This window comes from Inquilinus sp. NPDC058860, from assembly GCF_042743185.1.
Lineage (GTDB): Bacteria > Pseudomonadota > Alphaproteobacteria > DSM-16000 > Inquilinaceae > Inquilinus.
The window spans coordinates 1-25,963 of record NZ_JBHYMS010000073.1 but is presented as its reverse complement, the minus strand read 5'-3'; the positions used below and the strand labels follow the sequence as shown (position 1 = coordinate 25,963).

The following is a 25,963-nucleotide window of genomic DNA, read 5'->3' as shown; positions in this document are numbered from 1 at the left end:
CGCCGGGTCGCGCCACCGCGATTCCGGGATTGCCTGGGTGGAGTCCAAAACGAACTTGGATTGCGAAGTTCGTGACGGCCCCAACTAGGTATTGACGGAAAGCGGCGGAACGACGTCTATATCTAGACATCACGGGCAAACAAGGGAATCCGGTGCGCCGCATGACGGCAAAGCCGGGGCTGCCCCCGCAACTGTAAGCGGAAGGCTCTTCCGTCGTCTCTCAGTCACTGGCCGGGCAACCGGCCGGGAAGGCGAGGCGGAGGGGCGATTCCCGCGAGCCAGGAGACCGGTCCGTGATTGCGCAGTGCGTCCTCGGGCGGGGTGTCCCGGCGGTGCGATGATCGGGATGCGCCGGCCTGCCGGCGCGTCGTCGACTCCGCATCTTCGGCCCAAGCCCCAACACGATCATGGGGTTTGCCGATGTCAGTCCTCCTCGAATCCGACCGCGCCCTCGCGGGCACGCCCGCCGCGCCCGCCCGTGCGGCCACTGAGCCGGCCTATCAGGTGATCCGCCGCAACGGCGCCGTCACCGCCTTCGACGAATCCAAGATCTCGGTCGCGCTGACCAAGGCCTTCCTGGCGGTCGAGGGCTCCGGCGCCGCCGCCTCGCGCCGGGTGCACGACATCGTCGAGGGGCTGACCGGCCAGATCGTCGGCGCCCTGACCCGCCGGGCCGATCACGGCCGCACCTTCCACATCGAGGAGGTGCAGGACCAGGTCGAGCTGGCCCTGATGCGCGGCGAGCACCACAAGGTCGCCCGCGCCTATGTGCTGTACCGCGACGAGCGGTCGCGCGAGCGCGCCGCTGCGGCGGCCAAGGTCGAGGCGTCCCCGGTGGCGTCGGCGCTGCATGTCACGGCGGCCGACGGCAGCCGCGCGCCGCTGGACCAGGCGCGGCTGGTCCGGCTGATCGAGGAGGCCTGCGCCGGCCTGGCCGATGTCGAGCCCGGCCCGGTCCTGGCCGAGACCCGCCGCAACCTCTATGACGGCATCAGCGAGGCCGAGCTGGCCCTGGCGCCGATCATGGCCGCCCGCACCCTGATCGAGACCGAGCCGAACTACAGCCAGGTCAGCGCCCGGCTGCTGCTGGACCTGCTGCGGCACGAGGCGCTGAGCTTCGTCCATGGCCGGCCGACCCGGGCCACCCAGGCGGAGATGGCCGAGGGCTACGCCGAATACTTCCCGGCCTATGTGAAGACGGGCATCGCCGTCGGCCTGCTGGACCCCGAGATCGGCCGCTTCGACATCGCCAGGCTGTCGGCGGCGCTGAAGCCGGAGCGCGACCTGCAGTTCCAGTTCCTCGGGCTGCAGACCCTCTACGACCGCTACTTCCTGCAGACCGACGGCATCCGCTTCGAGCTGCCGCAGGCCTTCTTCATGCGCGTCGCCATGGGGCTGGCGCTGCGCGAGATCGACCGCGAGGCGCGGGCGATCGAGTTCTACGACCTGATCTCCTCCTTCGACTTCATGTGCTCGACGCCGACGCTGTTCAACGCCGGCACGCCGCGGCCGCAGCTGTCCTCCTGCTTCCTGACCTCGGTGCCGGACGACCTCGACGGCATCTTCAAGTCGGTCAAGGACAACGCGCTCCTGTCCAAATACGCCGGCGGCCTGGGCAACTCCTGGACCCGGGTGCGCGGTCTGGGCGCCCATATCCGCGGCACCAACGGCCAGTCGCAGGGCATCGTCCCGTTTCTCAAGGTCGCCAACGACACCGCCATCGCGGTGAACCAGGGCGGCAAGCGCAAGGGCGCGGTCTGCGCCTATCTCGAGACCTGGCACGTCGACATCGAGGAATTCCTCGACCTGCGCAAGAACACCGGCGACGACCGCCGCCGCACCCATGACATGAACACCGCCAACTGGGTGCCGGACCTGTTCCTGCAACGGGTCGAGGCCGACGGCCCCTGGACCCTGTTCTCGCCGGACGAGGTGCCCGACCTGCACGACCTCTACGGCCCGGCCTTCAAGACCGCCTATGAGGCGTATGAGGCCAAGGCCGCGCGCGGCGAGATCCGGGTGCACAAGCAGGTCCGCGCGCTCGACCTGTGGCGGCGCATGCTGACCATGCTGTTCGAGACCGGCCACCCCTGGGTGACTTTCAAGGACCCCTGCAACATCCGCTCGCCGCAGGGCCATGTCGGCGTCGTGCACTCCTCGAACCTGTGCACCGAGATCACGCTGAACACCTCGGACGACGAGGTGGCGGTCTGCAACCTCGGCTCGATCAACCTCGCCAACCACATCGGCGAGCGCGGCCTGGACCGGGCGCGGCTGGAGCGCACCATCCGCACGGCGATGCGGATGCTGGACAACGTCATCGACATCAATTTCTACACCATCCCGGAAGCGCGCCGGTCGAACTTGCGGCACCGCCCGGTGGGCCTCGGCATCATGGGCTTCCAGGACGCGCTGCAGGCCCTGCGCTTGGCCGTCGCGTCGGACGCCGCGGTGCGCTTCGCCGATGAGAGCATGGAGGTGATCAGCTTCCACGCCATCGAAGCCTCGGTCGACCTGGCGGCGGAGCGCGGCCGCTACCCGTCCTTCGACGGCTCGCTGTGGAGCCGCGGCATCCTGCCGATCGATTCCGTCGAGCTCTTGGCCGACGCGCGCGGCGGCGTTCTCGACCTCGACCGCTCTTCGGCCCTGGATTGGACCGGCCTGCGCGAGCGCGTTCGCTCGATCGGCATGCGCAACTCCAACACCATGGCGATCGCGCCGACCGCGACCATCTCCAACATCTGCGGCGTCGCCCAGTCGATCGAGCCGGCGTTCCGCAACCTCTACGTCAAGGCCAACATGTCGGGCGACTTCACGGTTGTGAATCCCGGCCTGGTCCGCGACCTCAAGGCGCTCGGCCTGTGGGACGAGGTGATGATCTCGGACCTGAAGTATTTCGACGGCAGCCTCGGCGCCATCGACCGGGTGCCGGACGACCTGAAGGCGCTCTACGCCACCGCCTTCGAGATCGACGCCTCCTGGCTGGTCGAGGCGGCGGCGCGGCGCCAGAAGTGGATCGACCAGGCCCAGTCGCTGAACCTCTACATCGCCAACCCGAACGGCCGGAAGCTGGACACGCTGTACCGCCTGGCCTGGAGGCGCGGGCTGAAGACCACCTACTACCTGCGGGCGATGAGCGCGACCCATGTCGAGAAGTCGACGCTGAAGGGCACCGACGGCAAGCTCAACGCCGTCTCCGCCCCGGCCCCGGCCGCCGCGGCCCCGGTTGCGGCCGCTCCGGTTGCGGCGGCCGACGAGCTGACGCTGACCGACGGCGCGCCGATGGTGTGCCCGATCGACGATCCGACCTGTGAGGCCTGCCAGTAGAGCGACCCCATCGCAAGCTCCTGGGCGCGAGGTGCGGGTGCAAGCAGCCCTGCACCTCGTTTTTTTGGAAGGACAGCGGGTCCTGTTTCCGGGAATGACGTTACCGCCGGCCGGGAATTTTCCGGTGCGACAGGAAAGTTCCGATAGTGGAAATATGGCTCATACGACAGGTCCGTTGAAGGCCGAACTGCCGCTGGCGGCGCCATGTGTACATTGCGGGCGCCGCGTGAGAGGCGAATGAAAGGGCAGGCGGGAGACGAGGCGGCGCATCAGGGCCGCACCGTCAGCCCGCATCAAAGGTCGACGAGAACCCACAGCACGACGGCATCGGTCGGTCCCTTGGACGTCCAGGTGTGCTCGGTCGTGGCTTCATAGTAGACCGAATCGCCCTTGTTCAGCTCGAGCGGCTCGTAGAGGCGGCTGTGCACGACGAGGGTGCCGTCCAGCACCATGACGAAGATCTCGGCCTCCGACTTCGACCAGGCCGCATACTCGTCCGTGGACCGTGCCGTCACCGTCGTCAGGATGGGCGTCGCGCGCTTGTCCTTGAGGTCTGCGCAGAGCAGGACGTTGTTGCAGGTGCCGGTGTCGTGATGGCTGCCGGCCCCGGCCCGGGTGATGCTGCGTCTGCCGCCGAAGCCGCCGAAATTGCCGTCCTGGTCGGAGAGCAGGGTCACGAGCTCGACGCCGAGTCCCTGGGCGATCCTCTGCATGGTCGAGATCGTCGGCGAAAGCTCGCTGCGCTCGATCTTGGAGAAGGCCGAGGCAGACACGCCGGTCAGCGTGCTGACGTCCTGAAGGGTGAGCCGGCGGCTCTTGCGCAGCATCCGCAGCCGCGTGCCGATGTCGACGCCGGCCCGGACATCGTCGCCGGTCCCGACGGAGTCGCGCTCGCTGGACTCGGTCGCCTTGCGTGCGGCTTCGCCCCGCTCGGCCAGCGAGATCCCCGCCATGCAGCTTCTCCTTTTTCAGACCACGCGAGTCGGCTCGGTATCTCATAGTCTCCGGCACCGGCCGTGGGAAGAGGGCCTGCAGGTTTGATACAGAAATTATCGTATCAGACATTTTTGTATTTTAGTGTTGACAGAGGCAGCATGCTCGATGACGCTCGGGCTGCGACGACATGGCGGCGAAACGCCGTGCCGGATCGGCGAGCGGCCGATCCGGCAGAAGGACGGTTGCGTCGCGCAGGGAAGCTTCGGATGACACTCACGCAAGACCGCTTGGGCGGCCTCTACACCGCGATCGTCACCCCGCTGACGCAGGACGGTTCCGTCGACATCGAGGGGCTGCAGGCGCTCGTCCGCTTCCAGCTCGCCGCCGGCGCCTCGGGCATCGTGCCGATCGGCGGGACGGGCGAGTATCCCGCCTTCTCGCGGGCCGAGCGGCGCGGCATCGTCACGGCCTGCGTCGAGGCCGCCGACGGCAAGCCGGTCATTCCCGGCGTGCTCTCGACCGGATTCGAGGATGCGCTCGAGGCCGGCCGCGACTTCGCCGCCGCCGGCGCGGCCGCGGTGATGACGGTGACGCCGTACTACGCCCCCGGCACCCAGGAGGGCATGCGCGCCTATTTCCGGCGTTATCGCGACGCGCTCGACCTGCCGGTGATGCTCTACCAGATCCCGCGCCGCACCACCGTCGCGGCCATGGCCGACACGGTCCAGGCCATGGCCGAGGACGGCTCGATCATCGGCATGAAGTATTCGTCCTACGACATGCCGGACTTCATCCGGACGGTGAAATATGTCGGCGGCAAGATCGCGATCCTGAGCGGCGAGGAGCCGCTCTTCGCCACCCATGTTGCGCTCGGGGCCAGGGGCGGCGTTCTCGCCTCGGCGACGATCTATCCCCGGATCTGGATCGAGATCTTCGCGCTCGCCCGCCAGGGCCGGCTGCACGAGGCGCTGAAGCTGCAGGACCGCATCGATCCGGTGGTCGACTCGATCTTCGCCGAGACCAATCCCGGGCCGCTCAAGACCTATATGGGGCTCGCCGGCATGCCGGTCGGCGGCGTGCGCCTGCCGCTGCTCGGCCCGAGCCCGGACACGCTGGCGAAACTCAAGGTCGCCGCCGAGCAGGCGAAGGCCGTCAACCTCGCTTGAGTGGAGGGAGGATATCGTGCTCGAGCGGCTGCGGGCCATCGTCGGAGAGAAGGGGCTGATCACCGATCCGGGTGAGATGGAGCCCTGGGTCACCGACTGGCGCCAATGGCGTCGCGGCAGGGCGCTCTGCGTCGTCCTGCCGGCAACGACGACGGAGGTGTCGGCGGTGGTCGCTCTCTGCACTGCCGAGGGCCAGCCCGTCTTTCCGGTCGGCGGCAACACCGGCCTCTGCTACGGCGCCGTGCCGGAGAGCGGCCGGCCCGACCGGCCCGGCATCGTGCTCTCGCTGCGGCGGCTGAACCGCATCCGCGCGATCGATCGGGCGACGGGAATCGCGACCGTCGATGCCGGCGTCGTGCTCGGCGACCTGCACGAGGCCGCGGCGCGGGGCGGGCGCCAGTTTCCCCTCCATCTCGGCAGCGAGGGCAGCGCCCAGATCGGCGGCCTGATCTCGACCAATGCCGGCGGCACCGGCGTCGTCCGATACGGGCCGATGCGCGATCTCGTCGCCGGGCTCGAAGTCGTGCTCGCCGACGGCCGCGTCCTCAGCGATCTCGCCGGGCTGCGCAAGGACAACACCGGCTACATGCTGCGCCATCTCTTCATCGGCGCGGAAGGCACGCTCGGGGTCGTCACCGGGGCCGCGCTGCGGCTCCATCCGCAGACGCCGAACACGGCCCATGCCTGGGTCTCGGTCGCCGATCCCGCCGCCGCGGTGTCGCTGCTGATGGCGCTGCAGGACCGGGCCGGCTCCTGCATCCAGGCCTTCGAGCTCGTCTCCGCCTCCCAGTTCGAGCTCGTTCGCCGGCACGGCGAGCGTGTGCGCATCCCCTTCGCCGAGATCCCGGCCTGGTCGGTGCTGATCGAGCTCGGCAGCGAGGACGCCACCACCGGGCTGAACGCGATCCTGGAGGAGGTGCTCGCGGCCTTCCTCGAAGCCGGCGGCATCGACGACGCGGTCGTCGCCGCGTCCGAGCAGCAGGCCGCCGACTTCTGGCATGTCCGCCACTCGGTCTCGGAGGCGAACAAGGAGGAGGGCATCGGCATCGTCCATGACGTCGCCGTGCGCCCCTCCGACGCCGCCGCCTTCATCGCCGCCGCCGACGAGGTCGCGGCCGCGCGCTTCCCGCAGGCGAAGACGCAGGTGGTCTGTCATCTCGGCGACGGCAATGTGCACTACATCCTGATGTTCCAGCGCGACTTCTGGGCCTCGCTCCCCGATCCCGAGGGCTTCGCGCTCGAGGTGGAGCGCGCGGTCCACGACGCCGCGGCCCGTTTCGGCGGAACCTTCAGCGCCGAGCACGGCGTCGGCCGCAAGCTCACCGAGGAGCTCGAGCGCCTGGCCGATCCGCTCCGCTACGAACTGATGGGACGGATCAAGGCGCTGTTCGATCCGCGGAACCTGATGAATCCCGGTGTCCTGCTCGCGCCGAGGCCCGCTTGAGCGCGCCGCACGATCCGCTGCCGCCTTCCTAGCAGGCGCAAGACCGAAAACCCGCCGAGACGAGCGGGTGCCTACCTCATCAAGACACGACAGGGCTTGTCTCAAACGTCGGGAGAATGGACATGATCGCACGCAGGGATCTCGCCGGCCTGATCGGCGTCGGTGCCGTTGCGGCCACCGCGCTCACGCTGACTTCCACCAGCGCCGCCGCCCAGGACGCGGCGCAGAACACCTTCGACCGCATCCTCGCCAACAAGAAGCTGCGGCTGGGCGCGGTCGCCTCCGGTGCGCCCTGGTTCATGAAGAACCAGGCGACCGGCGAATGGGCCGGCCAGTTCTACGACCTCGGCTCGGCGCTCGCCGCCGACATGGGAGTCGAGCTGGAGCTCGTCGAAACGACCTGGGGCAATGCCGTGCTCGACCTTCAGGCCGACAAGATCGACATCATGTTCGGCCTCAATCCGACGCCGAAGCGCGCCATGGCGGTCGACTTCACCGGCCCGGTCTACGACAGCGCGCTCGTCGTCATCGCGCGACCCGATTTCGCGCCGAAGACCTGGGCCGAGCTGAACAATCCCGAGGTCAAGATCTCGGTCGACATGGGCTCGGCGCACGACCAGGTCGCCAGCCGTCTCTGCCCCAACGCCCAGATCGTCCGCTTCAAGTCGATCGACGAGGCGACGTTGGCGCTGCGCAGCGGCCGCGTCGATGCGCAGTGCATCTTCTGGATGGGCGGCGTGCGGGCCGTCAAACGTGATCCCGACCTCGGCAAGGTCGTGGTGCCGCAGCCGCTGTTCGGCTCCACGTCCAATGCCGCCGTCCGCCGCGAGGCCGACAAGACCTGGCGCGACTTCGTCTCGACCTGGATCACCTACTCGCGCGGGCTCGGCCTGGTGCGCGAGGCGGTCGTCGCCAGCCTGGCGAAGGTCGAGCTGTCGCTCGACGACATTCCGCCGGGCATCACCTTCTGAAGACCTTTCCCGCCGGCTCCGGGCAGCCGCCCGGGGCCTCGGCGCGACGGCGCCTCGAGACGGCGACGCGGCGCCGTCTGCCTCCCCAGCGAGAGACCGAATGTATCAGTGGCATTTCGACATCGTCTGGAGCTATCGCTGGCTGTTCCTGAGCGGCACGGCGGTGACGGTGGGGCTGACCATCGCGGTCGTCGTGCTCGGCCTGCTGGTCGGGCTCGTCGCCGGCATCGCCCAGATCTCGCGGTCGCCGACGCTGCGCTGGCTCTCCTGGCTCTACATCGAGATGTTCCGGCTGACGCCGCTGCTCGTGCTGCTGCTGTGGTTCTACTACGCGCTGCCGATCATGACCGGCATCAAGCTCGATGCGCTGACCGCCGCGACCGTCACCCTCTCGCTCTATGGCGGCTCCTTCTATGCGGAGGTCATCCGCGGCGGCATCGTCTCGATCGAGCCCGGGCAGACCGAGGCTGGGCTCGCGCTCGGCATGACGCCGGCCCGCGTGATGCGGCGCATCGTCCTGCCGCAGGCGATCAAGCGCATGGTTCCGCCGCTGATGAATCAATCGATCATCCAATTCAAGAACACCTCGCTGGTCTCGGTGCTGGCGGTGCCGGATCTGCTCTATCAGGGCCAGTCGGTGGCGATGGAAACCTATCGCTCGCTCGAGGTCTATACGGTGATCGCCGCCATCTACGTCGTCGTCCTCCTGCCCCTGACCGCCGTCGTCAAGCGGGCGGAGAGGCATCTGGCCCAGAGCAATTGAAACCGCGATGAACCACAAGATCGAGGTCTCGGGACTGCGCAAGAGCTTCGGCGGGCTCGCCGTGCTGCGCGACATCAACCTCAGGGTCGAGCCCGGGGCGGTGGTCGCGCTGATCGGTCCCTCGGGGTCGGGCAAGTCGACGCTGCTGCGCTGCCTCAACCTGCTGGTGATCCCCGACGGCGGCAGGGTCCGCATCGGCGAGAGCAGCTTCTCCTTCGACGCCGGCGGCACGCTGCCGGGCGCGCGCGAGCAGGCCCGCTTCCGCTCCAACGCCGGCATGGTGTTCCAGCACTTCAACCTGTTCCCGCACATGACGGTGCTGCAGAACGTCATGGAGGGGCCGGTCTCGGTGAAGAGCGCCCCGAAGGCGGAGGCCGAGGCGCTGGCGCGCCGCCTGCTCGCCAAGGTCGGGCTGAGCGACAAGGTCGACGCCTTCCCGAACAAGCTGTCCGGCGGCCAGAAGCAGCGTGTCGCCATCGCCCGCGCGCTCGCCATGGAGCCCGAGGTCATGCTGTTCGACGAGGCGACCTCGGCGCTCGACCCCGAGCTCGTCGGCGAGGTGCTCGGCGTGATGCGCGATCTTGCGGCCGAGGGCATGACGATGATCATCGTCACCCACGAGATCGGCTTCGCCCGCGAGGTCGCCGACCGGGTGGTCTTCATGCGCGACGGCGTCATCGTCGAGGAGGGGCCGGCGCGCGAGGTCATCGGCCAGCCGAGGGAGGAGGCGACCAAGGCCTTCCTCAGCCACTTCCACACTCGTGGCTGAGGCGGGCCGACGGATGATGACGCGCAACTCCGCCCAGGCGATCGCCACGGCGCGTCCCCCCGCCGGCATCGGCACAAGGCCGGCGGGATGAGCAGGTCCGCCTTCGGCCATGTCCTGAACGTCGACGATGCGCGCCGCGCCGCGGCGCGGCGGCTGCCACGCGGCCTCTTCGAATACATCGACCGCGGCAGCGAGGACGAGACCTCCATCGCCGCCAACCGGCGGCGGCTCGACGCGATCCGCCTTGCGCCCTCCGTGCTGGTCGACGTATCGCGGCGCTCGCTCGAGGCCGAGATCCTTGGCCATCGGCAGCCGCTTCCGCTCGCGATCGCGCCCACGGCCGTCGCCGGGCTCGTCTGGCACGACGGCGAGATCGCGCTGGCCAGGGCCGCCGCTGCCGCCGGCATCCCCTTCTGCGTCTCGACCCAGTCGATCACGCCGATCGAGCGCATCGCGGCGGAATCGGGCGCGCGCCTGTGGTTCCAGCTCTATGTCTGGAAGAACCGGCAGCGCACGCTGGCGCTCCTCGACCGCGCCCGGGCGGCGGGGGCGGAGACGCTGGTGCTGACGGTCGACACCGCGGTCACTCCGAACCGCGAGTACAATCTGCGCAACGGCTTCGGCATTCCGCTGCAGGCCTCGGTGCGCGCCGGCATCGATCTGATGCTGCATCCGCGTTGGACGGCATCGGTCATGCTGCGCTCGCTGATCGCCTCGGGCGTGCCGACCTATGCGCATTATCCGGAGGAGTTCCGCACCAGGCTCGGCCGCCTTGCCCTGTCCGACGAGCTCGCTCTCGCCACCGACGTGACCTGGGATGATGTGCGGCTGCTGCGGCAGCGCTGGAAGGGCAGGCTCGTCCTCAAGGGCGTCCTGCGCGTCGATGATGCGCTGACCGCCTTGTCCCATGGCGTCGATGCCATCGTCGTTTCGAACCATGGCGGCCGCAACCTCGACTGCGCGCCGGGCCCGACGGAGGTGCTGCCGGCCATCGTCGAGGCGATCTCGGACCGGATGGAGATCCTGGCCGACAGCGGCGTGCGCCGGGGCGCCGACATCGCCCGTTTCCTCGCGCTGGGCGCGAGCGGCGTCCTGATCGGCCGCGCGACGCTCTACGGCGTCGCGATCGGCGGCGCGGACGGTGCCGGGCGCGTCCTCGATCTTCTCAGGCATGAGCTCGAGGTGACGATGGGCATGCTCGGCGCGCCCGGCCTCGACGCGCTGCGCCGATGTCTGAACAAGACGCCGGCCGCCGGGCCTTGCACCCCGTCTTCCGGAAGCACGGATCACCGCCTTCCGACGAACTGCGCATCGGCAGGGAGCATCTGATCGTCGAGATCGCAGGCCGGGCAACGGATCGAGCGCAATGAGCTGCCGTGTCATGGGGACAGAGATGACATTCCTGTACAAGTCCGAGCCCGCGCGTGGAGAGCACTGGAAATCTGTCTTTGCCATCCGAGAGCCCGATCTGGCCTTCCACATCTGGCCGGAGGTCGGCGACCCCGCAAAGGTCAGGTATATGGCGGCCTGGCTTCCGCCGGACGACATGGCGACCGGCTATCCCAACCTGGAAGTGCTGTTCTCGGTGGGCGCGGGCGTCGACCAATTGAACCTGGATGCGGTGCCGCCGCATGTGAAGGTGGTCAGGATGCTCGATCCGGGCGTTCCCGACATGATGGCCGAGTTCGTGGTGACCGCGGCCATGACCTTGCATGGCGGCCTCCTCGCCCATCGTCACCGGCAGGATCTCGGGGCCTGGGAGCCCTTGCCGTTCAGGCCGGTGGCGAGCCGCCGCGTCGGCGTGCTCGGCCTGGGCCGGCTGGGCAGCGTCGCCTGCGCCAGGCTTGCGGCCATCGGCTTCCAGGTCGCGGGGTGGAGCCGTTCTCGCCACGCGATCGCAGGCGTGGAGGCGTTCTCGGGCGCGGACCAGCTGGATGCGTTTCTCGCCCGGACCGAAATTCTGGTCTGCCTTCTGCCTCTGACCGGGGAGACCCGGGGGATTCTGGGCAGCGACCTGTTCCGCAGGCTGCCGGACGGGGCGATGGTGGTCAATGCCGGCCGGGGCGGCCATCTCGATCAGGAGGCCCTGCTTGTCGCGCTCGACAGCGGCCGTCTTGCGGGCGCCGTCCTCGATGTCACGGACCCCGAGCCGCTTCCGGCCGACCATCCGATGCGGCGGCATCCGCGCATTCTGATCACACCCCATATCGCGGCCACCGCCCAGCCCGAAACCTCCGTGGAGGTGGTCCTGGAGAATCTGCGGCGGCTGCGGACCGGCGAGGAACTGCTCGGGCTTGTCGACCGGCGGCTCGGCTACTGAACGCGAAGAGAGGCGGCGGGTTTCCCCGCCGCCTCAGTCGTTTTCCCTGTGGACAGCGCGATCAGAGCACGAAGTCTGCTGCCACCAGGCCGGCACGCCCCGTCAGCGTGATGTGGAAGTCCGACACGCCGTCGCCGTCGATGTCGCCGGCGATGGTCGTGGTGGTCGTGGACAGGGAGGCGAAGCGCAACTCGCCGGCATGGTTCGAATAGCCCGCCGTGCCGATGAAGGTGAACGCCTGATCCCCTGCCGCGCCGGTGTCGGCATCGATCGCGGAGAGATCGATGATGTCGCCCTGCGCATGGCTGAAATCGGTGATCCGATCGGCGTTGGCGCCGACCCGGCTGTCGCCGGTCACCGAGAAGTTGAAGTGATCGGCGCCGTCGCCGCCGGACAGGGTGTCCCGCCCGGTGCCGCCGTCGAGAACGTCCGCCCCGGCGCCGCCGCTGAGGACATCGTCGCCGGCGCGGCCATAGAGCGTGTCGTTGCCGGCACCGCCGTCGAGCGTGTCGTTCCCGGCCACGCCGATGTTCGGCATCACCGGCGGGGGCGGCGTCACCGAGACGTTCAGCTCGTAGGTGGCGCCGTCGGGGACGGTCTGTTCGGGCTCTCCGGTGTCGTTGTTGTACTGCCCGACCACGAGATAGTAGTCCCCGGTCTCCGCGACCTTGAAGCTGAACGCGGAGTCGGTCCGGCGGCTCGAGCCCGGATCGTTGCCGCCGTCGTCGTTGAAGGCGACCACGGTGCCGTCGGCCCGCACCAGCCACAGGAAGCTGTCGCTCAGCCCGTCCGAGGTGTGGTCGAGATCGGCGGTGATGACCGTCCCCGCATTCACCGTCAGCTTGTAGTATCCGCCTTCGCCATTGCCGGTGGCGTTGACCGTCGAATGCGCCAGGGTGGTCGCGTTGACGATGTCCGCATCGGCGGCCAGCGTGAAGTTGTCGGTCAGGTCATGGGCGGATGCCGTGGAGTTGTTGGTCGCGCCCGGCGCCAGCGTGGTGTAGCCGTCGCCCGTGCCCACGCCGGTGACCGGGAAGGGGATGAAGTCCCCATCCAGCGCGTCGTTCCCGCCGCCGCCCGTGAGGACGTCGTCGCCGCCCTGGCCGACGAGCCGGTTGTCGCCGGCATCGCCGGTGAGCTGGTCGTTGTGGCCGGAGCCGGCCAGGCCCTCGATCGAGACGAAGGTCTCGGGATGGGAGCTCGCCACGCCGAGGGAGACGACCACGCCCGTGGTGCTGCCGTAATAGGCCGCCATGTCCCGACCGGCGCCGCCGTTCAGCGTGTCCTGGCCGCCGCCGCCGGCGAGGACGTCGTCGCCCGCCGCGCCCGAGAGCACGTTGTTGCCGGTATTGCCGATCAGGGTGTCGGCGAATTTCGAGCCGATCACGTTCTCGATGTTCACCAGCCTGTCGAACTGATGCGTGGTCGTGGTGTCGCCCTCGCCGTCGCCGCCGCTGGCGGTGCCGGTCTGCAGGTTGACGGTCACGCCTTCGGTCGCCGGCGTCCGCGGCGGGCCGAACATCGGCTGGCGCTCGTCCAGCGTGTAGTCGGCGGTATCGATGCCGTCGCCGCCGTCCAGGTAATCCGCCCCGGCGCCGCCGATGAGCCGGTCGTTGCCGGCGTCGCCGTTCAGCACGTCGCCGTCCCGGGCGCCCTCGAGCCTGTCGTCGCCGTTGCCGCCGCTGAGGACGTCGCCGCCGCCGAGGCCGAGGAAGTAGTTGTTGGCGTCGTTGCCGATGAAGCGGTCGATGCGGTCGTCCGACCCGATCAGGTTCTCGACGCTGAAGAAGGTGTCGCCGGAGGCGGTGCCGCCGCTGGCGACGTTGGTCACCAGGTTGACCAGCAGCTGGAACGGGCTCTCCAGGCTGTAGTCGACCGTGTCGTTGCCGGCGCCGCCACGGAAGATGTCGACGCCGGCCATGCCGCGCAGGATGTCATCCCCGGCGCCGCCGTCGAGCAGGTCGTTGCCCTGACCGGCATTGATCGTGTCGTTGCCGCCCTCGCCGAACAGCCGGTCGTCGCCGTCATTGCTTTCGGGCAGGTCGTCGGGCGGCAGGGTGTTGTTGCGGTCGCGGCTGTCCTTGCTGTCCAGGCCGCCGACGATAATGTCGTTGCCGGCGCCGCCGTGGATCTCGTCGGCGCCGTTGCCGCCGTCGATCCGGTCGACGCCGCCGCCGCCCAGCAGCTCGTTCTCGCCGTCATTGCCCAGGATGATGTCGTCGAAGGCGCTGCCGACGCCCTTCTCGATATAGTACTCGGCCGCGTCGGCGTTGTGGCCGTCGAAGATGGCGACGTTGTTGGCGTGGCCGTTGACGCTGGAGAAGCGGCCCTCGCGCAGGTCCAGGATGGTGCTGCTGGTCGAGCCGGAGAAGTCGACCGTGTCGTGGCCGCCGGTGTCGTGGATCACGAAGCCGATGTCATGGGTCGGCCCGTCCGCCGTCAGCGTGTAGCCCAGCCGGGTGCTGCCGAAGCCGTAGACGTCGTCGCCGGTGTTGAGCTGGATGTCCTGATAGGTCCGCACGCCGTCCGCGTCGACGGTCGAGAAATAGTGCCGTATGACGGCCTCGATATCGGCGATCCCCGGCGTGGTGTTGGTCCAGGCCGTGGTGCCGCCTGCGTCGATGCTGTCGAAATACGACATCACCGAATATTGCTGCTGGTCGTAGACCCACTTCGCATCGTTGTAATAGGTGATCTGCGGGCCGCCCGGGCCACCGTAATTGTAGAATCCCGGATGATTCAGGCCGAATTCATGGCCGAATTCATGGATGAAGGTGTTGAAGATGTAGCCGCCCGGCTCGGTCTTGTTCGGCTCGGTGTCGTGGAAGCGCTGTCCGACGCTGACGTAGCGGCCGGCGGAATAGGCGCTGCCCTCGTCCTCCTCCCCGACCTCGGGGCTGACGACCTCGAGATAGTCGGTGCTCGGGTCGAAGGGCCGGTCGGTGACGATCTCGAACTGCAGCGGCGTTACCGACGACCACATCTGCAGCGCCCCGACGGCGGCCTCCAGATAGTCCGGATGGTCGCTGAGCTCGGACAGGTTCACCACGATCGGCGATTGCGCCATCTCGGGCGTCAGCGGGCGCTGCAGCGCCCCCAGATAGTCGAGATAGGTCTCGTAATTGGTGTCCTTGTTATAGGGATTGTACGGAGTCTGGTCGATGTTCTGCCAGTTCTGGAGATCTTCCGGACTGAGCGTGAACGATCCGGCGCTCGCCTGTCCTGTCGGGGTGGAATGTTCCTGTTTGTAGCCCATCTGGCATAGGACGCACATATGTTCCCCCTTTTGATGTCGGCCCTGGCATGGGCCCGGCCCGGGTCGGTGCGCCCGGCGGCGAATCGGATCCCGTTCACGGAGGCCATGACAGCTTTGGCCGTGGTATCAGCGTCTGGCGATCAAGGTTTCGTCAGCTGGCGCCGGACTTCGTCCGCCGCTCGCGTTCAGCGCGTCCGCGTCGCGCCCTGGGCATCACGGCACTGACATCGGCCCGGACGCGGCTCCTGCGCCGGAGGGGACGATGCAGAGCCCGTCGAAATCGATGCGGACGCCAAGGAACGACGCCGCGGCAGTCCCGACGTGGATATGATGCTCATGGTTTTCGATGTCCCCCTGTTTGCGGTTCGCAGTCCGTCGACATACCGGGCCGAGAAACGACACGCGTCACTCGCCCAACCGCTGCGGCCTTTTCTTGACGGACGCCGACGACAATGGCACCCCGTCATGGCTCTTCCACCTCTCAAACGAGAGGTGAAGCGCGATTCAGAATCTCGACTGTCTGCGCACCTCTGGGCGTCATCCTTCGGCAATGTAGCGGCCGCCGCAATCAAAAAATGCGCTCACTTCCGGTTGAATCCAGGATCTTCGTTGGTGTGCATACGAGTGCCGTCCAGAGTATGAACCGGATGTTGCTGAGAGGGGCATCCCGCTATGCTGTAGATTATCTGAAATTAGATTCAAAATCGGACGACACCTCAATGCGTCTGGCTGTATCATTTGAGACAAGCTGGCGCCCATGGCGATATGACTTACTTTTCTTTTGCAACTTGCAGGTTCGCCGCGACCCAGCCGCGGGCTTCGGCGGGATCTCTGAAGCCTGGGCGATGCGGAAGATTTCGTGGCGCCTGACGGGCTTCGAGCCGCCTCGGGTCGTCCGGTCGCGGTCCGGGATCCCGCTACCACAACACCTAGCGCGATGCTTGCTGGATCCGGCAACATCTTGTAGGGTCGTCGGCCCTGCGTCGCCGCCCGAGACCTCGACGTTCACGGTGCCGAGCCGAGGACCCCGACCACCACAGCCGTGAGCCCAGACCCATGACCATGCTCGACTGGTCCGACACCCCCGCCGCACCGATCCGGGTGCAGCGGACCGACGCGCCCGCAGCCGATCTCGCGGGCGACGCCACCGGCCTCGGCGCCATCGACCGGTCCGGCGGCCGGGTCAGCATCGACGACAAGGCGATGATCAACTGCCGCGCCGACGTCAACCAGCTGCTGCCGATGAAGTACCGTTGGGCGTGGGAGAAGTACCTGGCCGGCTGCAACAACCACTGGATGCCGACCGAGGTCTCGATGCAGGCCGACATCGCGCTGTGGAAGTCGCGCGACGGGCTGACCGAGGACGAGCGCCGCTCGGTGAAGCGCAATCTCGGTTTCTTCGCCGCCTCGGAATCGCTGGTCGCCAACAACATCGTGCTGGCGATCTACCGCCACCTGACCAATCCGGAATGCCGCCAGTACCTGCTGCGCCAGGCCTTCGAGGAGGCGGTGCACACCCACACCTTCCAATACGTGGTCGACAGCCTGGGCCTGGACGAGGGCGAGCTGTTCAACATGTACCGCGAGGTGCCGTCGATCACCGACAAGGCGGCCTGGGCGCTGGACTACACCCGCAACCTGTCCGACCCGTCCTTCCAGACCGGCACGCCGGCGGCGGACCAGGCGTTCCTGCGCGACCTGGTGGCCTTCTACGTCGTGTTCGAGGGCATGTGGTTCTACACCGGCTTCGCCCAGATCCTGTCGCTCGGCCGACGCAACAAGATGGTCGGCATCGCCGAGCAGTACCAGTACATCCTGCGCGACGAGTCGATCCATCTGAACTTCGGCATCGACGTCATCAACCAGATCAAGATCGAGAACCCGCATCTCTGGACCAGCGCGTTCCAGGAGGAGCTGCGGCGGATGCTGGCCGAGGCGGCGGAGCTCGAGGCCGCCTACGGCCGGGACACCATGCCGCGCGGCTTCCTCGGCCTGAACGCGGCTTTGTGCGAGCAGTACATGCACGTCATCGCCAACCGCCGCTGCGCCCAGCTCGGCCTGACCCCGGTCTTCGCCGAGACCGAGAACCCGTTCCCCTGGATGTCCGAGGCGATGGACCTGAAGAAGGAGAAGAACTTCTTCGAGACCCGGGTGATCGAATACCAGAACGGCGGCGCGCTGAGCTGGGATTGAGGCTGAGGCTTCGGACGACGTAGGTTGGGTTCGCGTCCGCGAACCCAACATCGTTCGGCATGAGCGGCCGTTGGGTTCGCCGTCGCGAACCCAACCTACGAAGCTTCCGCCGAAGGACGGCGTTGCCTCCGGCCCGGGCCGGTCCTAGCGTTCCGGCTGGACCGGCGGGCGAGGGCGGGGGATGCAGCGCATCGTGATCCTGGGCGCGGGGTTCGCCGGGCTGTGGGCCGCGGTCGGCGCGGCGCGGGCCCTCGACGTGTTCGGCGTCGGGGCCGACCGGGTCGGGGTGACGCTGGTCAACCGCGACGCCTGGCACGGCATCCGGGTGCGCAACTACGAGGCCGATCTCGACGCGATCCGCGTGCCCCTGGCCGCGGTGCTCGACCCGATCGGCGTGCGCCTGGTCGAGGCCGAGGTGACGGACATCGATCTCGCGCAGCGCAGCGTCCGATGCACGGTCTCGGGGGCGGGGACGGCGCTGCCCTATGACCGGCTCGTCTTCGCGCTCGGCAGCGCCCTCGTCCGGCCCGCGATCCCGGGGCTGGCCGAGCACGGCTTCGACATCGACACCTTCGCCGGCGCCCGCCGCCTCGCCGACCATCTGGCCGGGCTGGGCGGGCGGCCGCCATCGCCGGGGCGAAACACCGTCCTGGTCGTCGGCGCCGGGCTGACCGGGATCGAGGCCGCGACCGAGATGGTGGACCGGATCGGGAAGACGGGCCGGGTGATCCTGGCCGACCATGCGCCGCAGGTCGGCTCCGACATGGGCGACAGCGCCCGGCCGGTGATCGAGACCGCCCTGGCCGCGCTCCGTGTCGGGACCCGGATGGGCGTGTCGGTCGCGGCCATCGATGCCGACGGCGCGACGCTGTCGACCGGCGAGGTGATCCCGGCCGCGACCGTGATCTGGTGCGCCGGGATGCGGGCCAGTCCGCTGACCGCCCGGTTCCCGGTGGAGCGCGACCGGCTGGGCCGGCTGCCGGTCGATCCGACCCTGAAGATCATCGGCCGCGAGGCCGAGTTCGCCGTCGGCGATTCGGCACGGGCGATGGTCGACGACAGCCACGCCTCGGTGATGTCGTGCCAGCATGGCCGGCCGATGGGCCGCTTCGGCGGCCACAATGCGGTCGCCGACCTGCTCGGTCGGCCGCTGCTGCCGCTGCGGATCGAGTGGTACACCACCATCCTCGACCTCGGCTCCTGGGGCGCCGTCTACACCGAAGGCTGGGACCGGCAGGTGGCGGCGCAGGGCCCGGCGGCGAAGCAGACCAAGCGCCTGATCAATTGCCAGCGCATCTACCCGCCGCTGACCGGCGACCGCCGCGCCATCCTCGATGCGGCCGCCCCGGTGATCCAGGCCCCGCCGCAGCGGTTCCGCTGATGGCGAGGCGCAGCCATCGGGCACCGTCGGCGTCCGACCGGGGAACGTCGGTCCCGCCGGACCGATTGGAATGAGATATGGACACCCGATAATCGCTGGGGAGGCAACGATGCTGACCGGCCTTCATGCCGTGATCTACACCCGCGACGCCGAGGCGGACCGCGCCTTCTTCAGGGACGTGCTCGGCCTCGCCTCGGTCGATGCCGGCGACGGCTGGCTGATCTTCGCGGCGCCGCCCGCCGAGATCGCCTGCCACCCCGCCGAGGCCAACGGCCGGCACGAGGTCTTCCTGATGTGCGACGACCTGGTCGGGGAGCTCTCCCGGCTGGGCGGCAAGGGCGTCGGCTGCGAGCCCGTCAGCGACGAGGGCTGGGGCCTGTTGTCCGCCATCCACCTGCCCGGTGGCGGCTGGCTCGGCCTCTACGAACCGCGCCACCCGGTGCCGCCACGGGCAGGCTAAGTGTTTAGCCCAGGCTGATCAGCGCCGAGGCCGCGGTCTCGTCGGTGATCAGCCCCTGCAGCAGGCCGCGGGTCAGCACCGCGTGGATCGCCGGCACCTTGACCGAGCCGCCGGCGATGGCGACGGCGGGGCGCCGGGCGACGGCGTCGAGCGGCAGCCCGACCACCCGGTCGCGCAGCGGCGAGGGCAGCACCTGTCCCGCCGAATCGAGGAAGTTGCCCAGCACCTCGCCGATCGCGCCGGCCTGGCGCAGCGCCTCGTATTCGGCGCGGCTGATCACCTTGTCGTGCAGCACCGGCGCGCTGTCGTCGAGCTGGCCGATGCCGATCAGGATCGCGTCGGCCCGCGCCGCCAGCGCCATGATCTCGCGGAACGGCTTCTGCTCCTCCAGCACCCGCCGGTCCTCGGCGCTCTCGGCGATCAGCGGCGCCGGCATCAGGTAGCGCTGCGCGCCCAGCCGGTCGCCGAGGCGCATCACCACGTCGAACGGGTTGTAGGAGGAATCGCGGGCGATGTTGCCGGTGACCGAGACCACCTGGTGCTGCGGCCGCGGCGAGGACGACATCTCCTCCACCGCCGCGCGCACGCTGCGGCCGTTGCCGACGCCGATCACCAGCGGCGCGTCGGTGTCGACCAGCCGCTCGATCCAGGTGGCGCCGGCGATCGCCAGCGCCGGCAGGTTGGGCTGGGCCGGCGCCACCGGGTCGGCCGGCACCACCTCGCAGAAGCGCAGGCCGTGGCGGCGGGCGATGCGCTCGCCCAGCTCCATGCAGGCGGCGATCGGGTGGTCGATGCGGACCTTGACCATGCCCTCCTGCGCGGCGAAGGCCAGCAGGCGCTGCGCCGCCATGCGCGAGACGTTGAGCCGCCGGGCGATCTCGTCCTGGGTCAGGCCGGAGACATAGGACAGCCATGCCGCCCGTGCCGCCTGATCGCGCTTCCTCTCCGCCTGATCCATCCCCGGCATCCGCCACGCTCCGTGCCGTTTGTGCGGCTCTCCGCAACATCTCCCCCGATCGGGGCGTCCGGCGCAACGGTGGCGTGCAGCGATTGCGGTTCGCCGGCGGGGCCGCTGCGGCGATGATCCGCGATCCGACAGCCATCGAAGGGCTTGACCGCGGCGCAGCGGGACGGTCGATTCTGTTGTCGGGACGGGTGTGCCCGGGCCGGAACACCGGCGGGCGAGGGAAGGGGCAGATGATGATTCGGTGGGCCTTGGTTCTGGCGCTGGCGCTGGCGCCGCATGTCGCGACGGCCGCGACCAAGCCGACGCCGGTGCCGCCGGAGGACAGGGGCCATGCCCAGCTGCGCATGGCGCTGGAGCGGGCGGAGGCGGAACTGGCGGCGCCGTCGGCGATTCCGGTCGGCTCCACCCTCAAGCCCAGCGCCGTCGACCCGCGCGTGCCGCTGCTGCGCCAGCGCCTCGACGCCATGGGGGTGGCGCTGCCCGAAGCCGAGGCATCCGTGGCCGCCGAGCCTGCCGTGAGCCCGTCCGAGGCGGTCCCCGCAACCGCGATAACGGCCGAGCCGGAGCTGATCGGCCCGGTGGCGCCGGCCACCCTGGTCTATGACGAGGCGCTGGCCCAGCGGGTGAAGCTGCTGCAGTCGCGCTGGGGCCTGCGCGACGACGGCGTGGTCGGCCGCCGCACCTTCCGGGCGCTGAACTTCACCCCGGCGGACGAAGCGGCGTCGCTGCGCCAGACCCTGGCCCGCTGGCAGCCGCCGCCGGCGCGCGGCAAGTCGATCACCGTCAACGTGCCCACGGCCGAGATCATCGCCTTCGAGAACGGGGTCGAGGTGCTGCGCACCCGCGCCGTGGTCGGCTCGCCCCTGACCCAGACGCCGCTGATCCAGTCCAACATGATCGCGGTCAAGTACAACCCGGACTGGACCGTGCCGCCCGGCCTGACCAAGAAGTACAAGGCCCTGATGGCGGCCGGCCAGTACACCGAGATGCGCAAGCACGGCGTGGTGGTGAAGACGCCTGAGGGGCAGACCTTCGACCCGGCCCAGGTGCCGCCCGACATGGTCGGCACCATGGGCTGGAAGTTCTGGCAGCCGCCGGGCGACGACAACGCGCTCGGCCTGCTCAAGTTCGAGCTCGACAACGACCAGGCGATCTATCTGCACGACACCAACAACCGGCGCCTGTTCGCCACCGACAACCGGGCGGTGTCGAACGGCTGCATCCGGGTCGAGAACTATCTCGGCCTCGCCGCCTGGGTGCTGGGCACCGACATCCCGGCGGTGGAGACCGCGATCGCCACCGGCAAGACCCATTTCGCCCGGGTGCCGAGCCGGATCCCGGTGCGGATGACCTATTACCTGGCCTATCCGGACAGCACCGGCGGCATCCGCTACGGCGAGGACGTCTACACCCTGGCCCAGGGTGGGTAGCCCTCCCCGGGTCAGTCGATCGCGTCGGCGGTCGCGTCCAGCGGCGCCGCGGCGACGTGGCCGGCCACCGGCACCACCTTGACCACGGCGCTGGTGGTGCGGACGGGCAGGGCGACGAGGCCGCAGCCGGCCAGGCCCGCGGCCGCGGCCAGGACCAGCAGCAGGGCCGCGGGGCGGCGGCCGTGTCGGGGGCGGCGGGTCATCGGGGCTCGTCCTTCGTGGAATCAGCGGCGCCGCGGTCTGGCACGGCGGTCCGGCCCCGGCGCGGGACGCGGCTCGCGGCGAAGCTCCAGAGATACAGCCCGGCGCAGAGCAGGATGCTGCCGAGCCAGAGGGCCTCGAAGATCATGGCCGGTCCTCCCGGTCGACGATGGCGGCGGTCATTGCAGCTGCGCGACCAGCGCGTCGGCGCCCTTGTCGATGCCGGTCTTCGCCGCGTCCAGCGACCCGAAGGTCGCCCCGATGTTCATCGACCCCGGATACTGCTTCGAGACGAAGGCGTTCAGCAGGCGGCCGGTCGGGGCGTCGTAGATCTCGGCCGCATAGATCACCGAGCCGGTGAACAGGCCTTCGCCGCCGCGGACCGCCTGCACCCCGTTGTAGAGACCGCCGCCGATGTCGACGCGCGAAAAGGTGCTGAGGACCGGCGTGCTGGTCGACGCCCCGGTCAGGGTCAGCCGCAGGCGCAGCGTGCCCGGGGCCGGGTCGCCGGCGAGGGCGAAGCGGGACTTCAGCTTCTCCGCGAACCGGGCCTGCATGGTCCGGGCCAGCTCGGCCTTGTCTTCCTCGGACATGTCGCCGAACTGGGCGTCCCGGCCGCGATAGATCGCCACCGGGTCGACGATGATGCGGCTGTAGCTGCGCCAGTCCACCGGGGTGGCATAGCGGAACGGGATGTGGCCGGTGTCGTCCTGCGGGTTGGGCGCCAGCTGGGCCGACGAGGCGATGCCGGAATAGGCGACCGGATCGGCGCTGCCGCAGCCGGCCAGGGCCAGGCCGGCCACCACCAGCGACAGCCCGGCCAGCGTCCGGGCCGGTCGTCGCGGCCTCTCGATGAATCCGTGCATTGAACTCTCCATGTCGAAGTTCGGGGAAAGATGGGGGCAGGCTCGGGCTGCAGGGCGCCGTTCCCTGCCGGGACGTCCCGAAGGGTGCGCTGCCGCCGTTGCGGGGAATGGGTGTGACGGCGCCGCCGCCGTCGGGGCCGGGTTCGTCCGGCCGTCCGGGATGCTGCTAGGCGAGGGCGGATCCGGTTCCGCCGATGCCCGGGCGGGTCCGGGCCGGCTGCCCTCCGGTCCCGCCGATGCCGCGATCCCCCACCGGGAGCGGAGCGTGCTGTGCCATGCCGTCATCCTCTCGATCTCGTGTGAGGACACCATAGTGGCGAATATACAAACCGTCCAGACGGTTTTTAATTGATGCCGACCGGACCTCCCGGACGGCCCGGGCCGCCGTCACGCGGTGCCGCGCTTCCGGCTGCGGGGCGGACGGGCGGAATCCGGCGTCCCTGCCTCGGAGGCGGCGGGCCAGCGCGCGTCGTCGAGCAGGCGGTCGAACAGCCGGTCGCGCTCCTCGGCCGACACCGGGCAGATCCCCAAGAGCGACATCAGGTGCAGGCCCCGGGCCGCCATCAGGCGCAGGATCGCCAGCTCCGGGTCGGCGGCCTCGGCCCTGATGACCTCGAGGGTCTCGACGTCCTTCTCGCGGTTGGGGGCGAGCAGGTCGGGGTTCTCGGCCACGGCGCCGAGGATGGCGAGGAAGGCGGAATGGGGCGTGGCGATGGATTCTCGCAGCGTCGCGATCTGCGCTTCCAGAAGGGCGCCGGGCCGGTCGGGGCCGATCTCCGCCAGATAGGCTTCGGTGAACTTGCCGAACCGCTCGGTCAGGTGCTCCAGCAGCGCCGTCACCACCGCCTCCTTGGTGCGGAAATGGTGCATCACCCCGCCCTTGCTGATGCCGCTCTCGCGCGCGATGGCGTCCAGCGTCAGCCGGCCCGGACCGTCGCGGGCGATGATGGCGAGCGCGGCCTGGATGGCGGCATTGCGGGATCGTTCCGAACGGGTGGCGTTGTCCATGGTCTCTCTCGGGGCCGGGGCGTGCCGCGGCGATGGCGTCCGACAGAGATAGCGCATCGGCCTGCCAAAAAACAGACCGCCGGGTCTGTTTCTCCGGTTGCTCCCCTGGAGCCCCTGCCGCCGTTATCCGCTGGCCGGCTCCGTCTCAGGCATGCGCGAGGCCTTCGAGATAGGCGCAGAACATGTCGGCCATGGCGTCGGCATAGGCTTCGATCTCCGCGGGGGTCCGAGGCGTCTCCGAGAAGCGCTTCCCCGCCGCGCCGAGCGTCGTCGTGATCAGGTCGCCGGCGAGTTCGCGGGTGGCGTCCGGGGCCTCGGGCAGTGCCTCCCGCATGAAGGCCCGGACGGTGTGGGTTCCCGACACCCTCGCCTCCTGCGCCTCGGGCGCGTCACGATACAGCGGGGCGGCGTCGTTGAGCGCGCCGCGGATCCCGGCCTCCTCGCATTCCGAGCGGATGAAGGCGTGGACCAGGGCCCGCAGGCGTTCGGGCGGCGGCCTGCGGCCGTCCTCGAGGATGCCGCGCAGCAGCGCGGTCGTCTGCCGCCACTCGTCGCTCTGCAGCCGGAACAGGATCGCCGCCTTGTTCGGGAAGTACTGATACACCGACCCGACGCTGACGCCGGCCCTCTCGGCCACCCGCGCCGTGGTGAAGCGCGGGGCGCCCTCCTTCGCCAAAACCTGAACCGCAGCCTCCAGGATCGCGGCGACGAGCCCGGTCGAACGGGCCTGCCGGGGCTGCTTTCGCGAGGAGATCGGGGCGCTTCGGCGATCGGTCATCGGGGCCGCGGCAACGCGAATAGGGAACCTGACGAATTAGTCGTATTTCTGGCCCGGCACAAGGCACACACCCATTTCGGACCGGAGACCGGCATGACCACCCTGACCACCACCCCGCTCGCACCGCTGCTGGACCGCCTCTTCGCGGAGGCCGATGCGGCGTCGCCGGCGGCAAGCCCCGCAGTGGCCGAACTCTCCGCCGAGGAGCGGGAGCGCCTGATGCGGAGCAGGACCGATTACCTCGACCTCTACGGGCGCCTGAAGGATCTCCCGCTCGCCGTCTCGCGGGAGACCGGCGCGCTGCTTTACATGCTGGCGCGGGGCTGCGGCGCGCGGACGATCGTCGAGTTCGGGACCTCGTTCGGCATCTCGACCCTGCATCTCGCCGCGGCCTTGCGGGACAATGGCGGCGGCCGCCTGATCACCACCGAGTTCGAGCCGTCCAAGGCGGCGCGGGCCCGGGCCAACCTGACGGCCGGCGGGCTGATCGACCTGGTGGAGATCCGGGAGGGAGACGCCCTGCAGACGCTGAGCGTCGACCTTCCCGACACGATCGACCTGCTGCTGCTCGACGGCGCCAAGGCGCTCTATCCCGATATCCTGGACCTGGTGGAGGATCGGCTCGGGCCGGGCGCCTTCATCGTCGCCGACAACGCCGACGACAGCCCCGACTACCTGGCGCGTGTCCGCTCGGCCGCCGGCGGCTACCTGTCCACGCCGTTCGCGGAGGATGTCGAGCTGTCCATGCGGCTCGGCTGAAGCCTCCGGCGCAAGGTTGCCGGCCGCGGCACAACTTACCGAACATCATCCGTTCGGATGACGCCGGGTCTTTTCGCGCGGGATAGGATCGCGTTCTCACCGGTCCCGGCGGCCTGCCGGCCGGCGCCTGCTGGCGGAGCGTGGCGATGACGATCATGGTCGAGATCCTGCGTCCCGACGACCTGCTGGTCCTCACCATCGAGGGGCACAATCTCCGCCTCGACAGCTCGGACCCGGCGGCACCCGTGCTGGTGCGCGAGGCGGCGGCGGAGGATGCCTTCCTGGTCGCGGTGTTCCCGCCGCAATCCTTCGCCGAGGAGGCGTTCGAGGAGGTCGACCCGCCGGATCCGCCGCTGCCGCCGCCGCCCCCGCCGCCCCCGCGACCGCCCCCGGGCGCGGTGCAGGCGCGCCTGTCCGGCGGCAGCCGCCTGGCGTTCCGGGTTCCGCCGGGGCTGGCCATCCCCTACACCATCGCCGGCCTGCTCGACTGGTCGGGGCTGGAGCCGAGCCTGACGGCCGTCGGCGCCATCCGCGGCCGGCCCTTCATCCTCCGCCGGCCTCCGGCGGTCGTTCCTCCGTCGGCGCAGCAGACGGCGATCGAGCTGCCGTACCGGCTGGCGATCTCGCCGGATCCGGAGGGGCGCTGGCGCCACGCCCGCGACCCGGTCGCCCGCGGCGGCCGCACCGAGCTGTGGCACACCCGGCTGGCCTGGGCCCCGCCGGGCGAGGCGCCGAAGGAGCTCGACGCCGCGGCCACGGCACCGATCCGGGCGGTCCATTCGCCCGACTACCGGGACGCCGGCCCGCCCCCGAACACCGGCTTCACGATGTCGCTGTCTGCCTACGACCGGCGTGCGCTGGTCCGGCTGACCGGCACCTTCCCGCGGGGCGCCGGGCTGGCCGGGCAGCTCACGGACCTCGGCCGGCCGGCCGAGGTCGTTGAGCTGGCGCTGACGAGCCTGGGGGGC

General features: G+C 69.6%; 21 protein-coding genes, 1 pseudogene and 1 riboswitch. Of the genes and pseudogenes, 14 read left to right on the top strand and 8 right to left on the bottom strand.

The features are described from left to right. Positions 1–115 precede the first annotated feature (115 nt). Positions 116–311: riboswitch (cobalamin riboswitch) on the top strand. A 109-nt stretch (positions 312–420) separates the two neighbouring features. After that, positions 421–3,327, top strand: coding sequence for a ribonucleoside-diphosphate reductase subunit alpha (locus ACFW16_RS32170; RefSeq protein ID WP_380313065.1), 2,907 nt, complete (start codon positions 421–423; stop codon positions 3,325–3,327). Between the two features lie 293 nt (positions 3,328–3,620). On the opposite strand, the gene ACFW16_RS32165 is transcribed toward ACFW16_RS32170, so the two are convergent. Next, on the bottom strand, positions 3,621–4,280 hold the full coding sequence (locus ACFW16_RS32165) for a helix-turn-helix domain-containing protein (protein WP_380313062.1): 660 nt from the start codon (positions 4,278–4,280) through the stop codon (positions 3,621–3,623). 249 nt (positions 4,281–4,529) lie between these two features. On the opposite strand from ACFW16_RS32165, the gene dapA reads away from it, so the two are divergent. The 7 genes from dapA (at position 4,530) to ACFW16_RS32130 (ending at position 11,696) form a co-directional block, all read left to right on the top strand. Continuing rightward, the gene (gene dapA / locus ACFW16_RS32160) at positions 4,530–5,429 is read left to right on the top strand and encodes a 4-hydroxy-tetrahydrodipicolinate synthase (RefSeq protein WP_380313060.1); all 900 of its coding nucleotides are present in this window, start codon (positions 4,530–4,532) and stop codon (positions 5,427–5,429) included. Between the two features lie 16 nt (positions 5,430–5,445). Continuing rightward, entirely contained in the window at positions 5,446–6,873 is a 1,428-nt protein-coding gene (locus tag ACFW16_RS32155) for an FAD-binding oxidoreductase (RefSeq protein WP_380313058.1), read from the top strand. Between the two features lie 122 nt (positions 6,874–6,995). Beyond that, complete coding sequence (locus tag ACFW16_RS32150; RefSeq protein ID WP_380313056.1) at positions 6,996–7,844, top strand: transporter substrate-binding domain-containing protein; 849 nt, start codon at positions 6,996–6,998, stop codon at positions 7,842–7,844. Between the two features lie 100 nt (positions 7,845–7,944). Then, positions 7,945–8,607: an amino acid ABC transporter permease gene (locus ACFW16_RS32145; protein WP_380313054.1), complete on the top strand. Its 663-nt coding sequence runs from the start codon at positions 7,945–7,947 to the stop codon at positions 8,605–8,607. A gap of 7 nt (positions 8,608–8,614) precedes the next feature. Next, complete coding sequence (locus ACFW16_RS32140) at positions 8,615–9,376, top strand: amino acid ABC transporter ATP-binding protein (RefSeq protein WP_380313050.1); 762 nt, start codon at positions 8,615–8,617, stop codon at positions 9,374–9,376. A gap of 87 nt (positions 9,377–9,463) precedes the next feature. Next, a complete protein-coding gene (locus ACFW16_RS32135) occupies positions 9,464–10,705 on the top strand; it encodes an alpha-hydroxy acid oxidase (RefSeq protein ID WP_380313047.1) in 1,242 nt (413 codons plus the stop codon). Between the two features lie 64 nt (positions 10,706–10,769). After that, a complete protein-coding gene (locus ACFW16_RS32130; protein ID WP_380313044.1) occupies positions 10,770–11,696 on the top strand; it encodes a 2-hydroxyacid dehydrogenase in 927 nt (308 codons plus the stop codon). Positions 11,697–11,757: 61 nt separating this feature from the next. On the opposite strand, the gene ACFW16_RS32125 is transcribed toward ACFW16_RS32130, so the two are convergent. Beyond that, positions 11,758–14,952 (bottom strand): M10 family metallopeptidase C-terminal domain-containing protein, encoded by a 3,195-nt coding sequence (locus tag ACFW16_RS32125; protein ID WP_380313041.1) that lies wholly within the window; start codon positions 14,950–14,952, stop codon positions 11,758–11,760. 1,062 nt (positions 14,953–16,014) lie between these two features. Between ACFW16_RS32125 and ACFW16_RS32120 the strand changes: the two genes are divergently transcribed. The 3 genes from ACFW16_RS32120 to ACFW16_RS32110 all read left to right on the top strand — a co-directional run bounded on the left by ACFW16_RS32120 (position 16,015) and on the right by ACFW16_RS32110 (position 18,986). Further along, a complete protein-coding gene (locus ACFW16_RS32120) occupies positions 16,015–17,145 on the top strand; it encodes a ribonucleotide-diphosphate reductase subunit beta (RefSeq protein ID WP_380313089.1) in 1,131 nt (376 codons plus the stop codon). Between the two features lie 181 nt (positions 17,146–17,326). Next, complete coding sequence (locus tag ACFW16_RS32115) at positions 17,327–18,526, top strand: NAD(P)/FAD-dependent oxidoreductase (protein WP_380313038.1); 1,200 nt, start codon at positions 17,327–17,329, stop codon at positions 18,524–18,526. 109 nt (positions 18,527–18,635) lie between these two features. Next, positions 18,636–18,986 (top strand): VOC family protein, encoded by a 351-nt coding sequence (locus ACFW16_RS32110; protein ID WP_380313036.1) that lies wholly within the window; start codon positions 18,636–18,638, stop codon positions 18,984–18,986. A 4-nt stretch (positions 18,987–18,990) separates the two neighbouring features. On the opposite strand, the gene ACFW16_RS32105 is transcribed toward ACFW16_RS32110, so the two are convergent. Next, positions 18,991–19,944 carry a sugar-binding transcriptional regulator gene (locus ACFW16_RS32105; RefSeq protein ID WP_380313034.1) on the bottom strand — a complete coding sequence of 318 codons (954 nt, stop codon included), beginning with the start codon at positions 19,942–19,944 and terminating at the stop codon, positions 18,991–18,993. 239 nt (positions 19,945–20,183) lie between these two features. Here ACFW16_RS32105 and ACFW16_RS32100 point away from each other — a divergent pair, with 239 nt between their 5' ends. Then, a complete protein-coding gene (locus tag ACFW16_RS32100; protein WP_380313032.1) occupies positions 20,184–21,383 on the top strand; it encodes a L,D-transpeptidase family protein in 1,200 nt (399 codons plus the stop codon). Positions 21,384–21,394: 11 nt separating this feature from the next. Here ACFW16_RS32100 and ACFW16_RS32095 read toward each other — a convergent pair whose 3' ends face one another. The 5 genes from ACFW16_RS32095 to ACFW16_RS32075 all read right to left on the bottom strand — a co-directional run bounded on the left by ACFW16_RS32095 (position 21,395) and on the right by ACFW16_RS32075 (position 24,236). Then, positions 21,395–21,586, bottom strand: coding sequence for a DUF6726 family protein (locus tag ACFW16_RS32095; RefSeq protein ID WP_380313030.1), 192 nt, complete (start codon positions 21,584–21,586; stop codon positions 21,395–21,397). Next, a complete protein-coding gene (locus ACFW16_RS32090) occupies positions 21,583–21,732 on the bottom strand; it encodes a hypothetical protein (protein ID WP_380313028.1) in 150 nt (49 codons plus the stop codon). Before ACFW16_RS32090 ends, ACFW16_RS32095 begins: the two co-directional genes overlap by 4 nt. Positions 21,733–21,763: 31 nt before the next feature. Continuing rightward, positions 21,764–22,450: a DUF3313 domain-containing protein gene (locus ACFW16_RS32085; RefSeq protein ID WP_380313025.1), complete on the bottom strand. Its 687-nt coding sequence runs from the start codon at positions 22,448–22,450 to the stop codon at positions 21,764–21,766. Between the two features lie 387 nt (positions 22,451–22,837). Beyond that, positions 22,838–23,458, bottom strand: a complete 621-nt coding sequence (locus tag ACFW16_RS32080; protein ID WP_380313023.1) for a TetR/AcrR family transcriptional regulator — start codon at positions 23,456–23,458, stop codon at positions 22,838–22,840. Positions 23,459–23,603: 145 nt separating this feature from the next. Further along, entirely contained in the window at positions 23,604–24,236 is a 633-nt protein-coding gene (locus tag ACFW16_RS32075; RefSeq protein ID WP_380313021.1) for a TetR family transcriptional regulator, read from the bottom strand. Positions 24,237–24,329: 93 nt separating this feature from the next. Here ACFW16_RS32075 and ACFW16_RS32070 point away from each other — a divergent pair, with 93 nt between their 5' ends. Then, positions 24,330–24,995: an O-methyltransferase gene (locus ACFW16_RS32070; protein ID WP_380313019.1), complete on the top strand. Its 666-nt coding sequence runs from the start codon at positions 24,330–24,332 to the stop codon at positions 24,993–24,995. 146 nt (positions 24,996–25,141) lie between these two features. Beyond that, positions 25,142–25,963: pseudogene (locus ACFW16_RS32065) on the top strand (hypothetical protein); the annotation flags it as partial.